The sequence below is a fragment of the Sandaracinobacteroides sp. genome (genome assembly GCF_057137845.1).
This window is the reverse complement of sequence record NZ_DBNHFX010000122.1, coordinates 1-3,453: the sequence shown is the minus strand read 5'-3', so window position 1 is coordinate 3,453 and position 3,453 is coordinate 1. Positions and strand designations below refer to the sequence as shown.

Sequence of the window (3,453 nt, the reverse complement as noted above, 5' to 3'; positions counted from 1 at the left end):
AAGCAGCCGAACGGCGCGGGTGTAGGGCGGGTGGACCGGCGTATCGGGGTTTTCGAGCCACCGATACAGCCGCAAGAACTCGTCCTCGTCGAGCCATCGCGTGCCCTGGACCTTGGGCTCGGTCGGGATGCCCGTCGCGGGATTGAAAGGGATGCGGAAGCGGCGAGCCGACTGCTGTCGATAGTCGTTGTCGGATTTCATACCCCAGCCGAAGGCCGCGTGGAGATACGAGCGCACATGATCGGCCATGGACTTCGCGCCCCGGTCATAGATCGGACGGATCAGTTCGATGATCTCTTCGGCCTCGATCTCGCGGGCGAGGCGGTTTCGGCCGAGCGTATCGGCGATCTTGTTCAGGCCTTTTTCCGTCTCCTTCCATGATGGCTTGCCGGCGGCCTTGAGCGACGCGACATAGCCCTCGAACAGATCCGCGACGGTGCCAGGACGGGTATCACTCGCGATCTTGATGCTTCGGCCCTTCTGGATGACATCTGCGAAGTCGCGTTTGAAGACCGCGCGCGCGTCAACCAGGGACATCGAGGGATATGCGCCGATCTTCTTCTTGGTGCGTTTGCCGTCGCGCCACTGCTGCGCCATCCAATCGGCGGTGACGCGCTTGGGCATTGGCTTCAGAATTAGGACGAGGCGGCCTGTACCGCGCCCGTCGCCGTCGGGAAGGTTTTCTTGCTTCTGACTCACCTCGACGCGCTTCAATGCGTGCCGGATGGCGGTGTCGGTCAGGCTGGGCATCACGATTCTCCTGTTCCGCAACTGGGATCGGTTCAGGAGATACAGGGATCGCTTGCTGGGAGCGGGAAGCCGTTTTCTACCCCTTAAACCGCCCCCAATGTGCCAAAACCGCCCCCACTACGCAATGGCAAAAGTGCCCAATTTTCCTAGTGTTTCAGCGTGCTTGTGCGTGCTCCAGCGTGATCTTTTTGACCGAGTGGGATGGTTGTGCGCCAGAATCACCGCCGACGCCTGCAGTTCCAGCGCCCGCTTCACGATTTCGCGCGGATAGGCTGGCGTCTGGTTCACAGTTCCTTCGCTGAACTTTTCGTCGCGGATCAGGCGGTTCCTGTTGTCGAGGAACAGCACATGGAATTCCTCGGTCAACTGGTGGGCGAGCCGGGCATGAAGATAATCGGTGACGGCGGCGAAGCTTGTCAGCAGCGGCTGTTCGAGCGCCCGGCGCTGCAACTGCCTGACCGACAGGGCCTCGACGAACTTCAGGGCCGCCGCAACCGTTTCGCCGACGCCCTTCACCCGCATCAGTTCGCCGGGCGACGCCGCAACCACCGTCGGCAGGTCGCCGAACTGCGCCAGCAATTCCTTGGCGAGGGGTTTCACATCCTGCCGGGGGATCGCCAGCGCCAGCACATATTCCAGCAGTTCATAGTCGTGGAAACCGTCGGCGCCGCCTTCCAGCAGCCGCTGCCGCATACGGTCGCGGTGGCCGGATTTGCGGGCGGCGTCGTGGTTGTTCCCCTCGAACGGGGCGGGGGCTTCGCGCAAGGCCCTTGGTGGCATGATCAGGAGGAGCAGGGCGGCTGATGCAGGCCTGCCGGCGACAGGGTGAAGATTTCGCAGCCGGTTTCCGTCACGCCGATCGAATGTTCGAACTGCGCCGACAGCGAACGATCCCGCGTGACGGCCGTCCAGCCGTCGCTCAGGACCTTGGCGTCGGCGCGGCCCAGATTCAGCATCGGCTCGATGGTGAAGAACATGCCCGGCCGCAGCACCGGGCCTTGCCCGCGACGCCCGGCGTGGACGATGTTGGGCGCCATGTGAAAGCGCCGGCCCAGCCCGTGGCCGCAGAAATCCTGTACGACCGAAAGCCGGTTCTTCTGCGCATGTTCGAGGATCGCCGCGCCGATGTCGCCGACGGTGTTGCCCGGCCTCACCTCGGCGATGCCCAGCATCAGCGCCTGGTAGGTCAGGTCGACCAGCCGGCGTGCCTTCAGCGGCGGATCGCCGACCAGATACATGCGACTGGTATCGCCGTGCCAGCCGTCGACGACGACCGTCACGTCGATGTTCATGATGTCGCCGTTGGCAAGCGGCTTGTCGTTGGGGATGCCGTGGCAGATCACATGGTTGATGCTGGTGCAGAGCGCATGGGAATAGCCACGGTAGAAGATCGTCGCCGACACGCCACCTGCCGCGACGACATGGTCGTAGGCCAGCCGGTCGAGTTCGAGGGTGGAAACCCCCGGCTGCACGTGCGGAACCAGCATGTCGAGCACTTCGGCCGCCAGTCGGCCGGCGGCGCGCATGCCGGCAAAGCCAGCCTCGTCGTGGATCACGATTGTGCGTTCGTCTGTCAGGGTATCGTTCATGTGCCTTCTCTCGGGCCATGGATTTAGAGACGCACGTGCGTTAGGGCAATGGTATGGCAACAAGCGATGGCACCGAACGGATCTGGACGGCGGCGCTCGTCATCATCGGCGACGAGATCCTTTCCGGCCGCACGCAGGACGCGAACCTCGCCTATCTGGCGAAGTGGCTGAACATCCAGGGCATCCGCCTGAAGGAGGCGCGCGTAGTCGCCGACGAAGTGGACGCCATCGGCGACGCCATCAATGCCTGCCTCGGCGCCTATGACTATGTATTCACAACCGGCGGCATCGGCCCGACACACGATGATATCACCGTGGATGCGGTGGCGTCGGCGCTTGGCGTGCCGGTCGTCCATCATCCGCAGGCCGTCGAGATCCTGAAAACCTATTATGGCGACCGGCTGACCGAAGCGCGGTTGCGGATGGCGCGGGTGCCGGAAGGCGCCGAATTGTTGCCGAACCCGGAAACCGGCGCGCCCGGCATCCGGATCGGGCGGCTGTTCATCATGGCGGGCGTGCCCAAAATCACGCAGGGAATGCTGCGTGGCCTCGATGGCAGGCTGGAAGGTGGCCGGCCGGTGCTTTCGCGCGCGGTGGGCGCCTGGACGCCCGAAAGCCGCGTGGCCGATCTGCTGGCGCAGGTGCAGGCAAGCCACGACGGTGTGCAGATCGGCTCCTATCCGTTCTGGCGCGAAGGGAAGGGCGGGGCGAATTTCGTGCTTCGCTCGGTTGACGAGGGGAGATTGTCCGCTGCGATCGACGCGCTGAAGGCGGGGCTTGAAGCAGAGGGAATTCACGCGCACGAGGGGGAAATATGAGCAGCATCCGGACGATTCTGATCGCGACGCTGGTTGCGCTGCTGACCATCTTCACCGTGATGAACAGCGAGCATGTGCCAGTAAACCTTGGCTTCAACTATCAGTTTGAAGTCTGGCTGCCGCTGCTGATGCTGATTGCGATCGCCATCGGTTTCATCCCGGCCTGGGCCTGGCTCTCGGTTGACCGGGCGCGACTGCGGCGCCGGCTGTCCAAGCTGGAATCGGCGCTTGGCAAAACCGAAAGCGAACTGGCGCAGGCCAAGGTCGAGCTGCTTCGTCCGCCTGCAACCGCCGTT

General features: G+C 63.7%; 5 protein-coding genes. 2 read left to right on the top strand and 3 right to left on the bottom strand.

Annotated elements, in window-relative coordinates:
* The 3 genes from AC16JP_RS06700 to map form a co-directional block, all read right to left on the bottom strand.
* On the bottom strand, positions 1–750 hold a 750-nt coding region (locus AC16JP_RS06700; protein WP_484339832.1), incomplete at its 3' end, for a hypothetical protein.
* 117 nt (positions 751–867) lie between these two features.
* Positions 868–1,515 carry a JAB domain-containing protein gene (locus AC16JP_RS06695; protein ID WP_484339831.1) on the bottom strand — a complete coding sequence of 216 codons (648 nt, stop codon included), beginning with the start codon at positions 1,513–1,515 and terminating at the stop codon, positions 868–870.
* Between the two features lie 17 nt (positions 1,516–1,532).
* Positions 1,533–2,339 (bottom strand): type I methionyl aminopeptidase, encoded by an 807-nt coding sequence (gene map, locus AC16JP_RS06690; protein WP_484339830.1) that lies wholly within the window; start codon positions 2,337–2,339, stop codon positions 1,533–1,535.
* Between the two features lie 53 nt (positions 2,340–2,392).
* On the opposite strand from map, the gene AC16JP_RS06685 reads away from it, so the two are divergent.
* Together AC16JP_RS06685 and AC16JP_RS06680 are read left to right on the top strand one after the other, a co-directional pair.
* Positions 2,393–3,157 (top strand): competence/damage-inducible protein A, encoded by a 765-nt coding sequence (locus AC16JP_RS06685; protein WP_484339829.1) that lies wholly within the window; start codon positions 2,393–2,395, stop codon positions 3,155–3,157.
* On the top strand, positions 3,154–3,453 hold a 300-nt coding region (locus AC16JP_RS06680; RefSeq protein ID WP_484339828.1), incomplete at its 3' end, for a LapA family protein. The genes AC16JP_RS06685 and AC16JP_RS06680, both read left to right, overlap by 4 nt.

What these genes read in the sequence shown, in the direction of transcription:
- map (WP_484339830.1), bottom strand. Translation starts at nt 2,339, where the DNA reads ATGAACGATACCCTGACAGACGAACGCACAATCGTGATCCACGACGAG.
- AC16JP_RS06685 (WP_484339829.1), top strand. Translation starts at nt 2,393, where the DNA reads ATGGCAACAAGCGATGGCACCGAACGGATCTGGACGGCGGCGCTCGTC.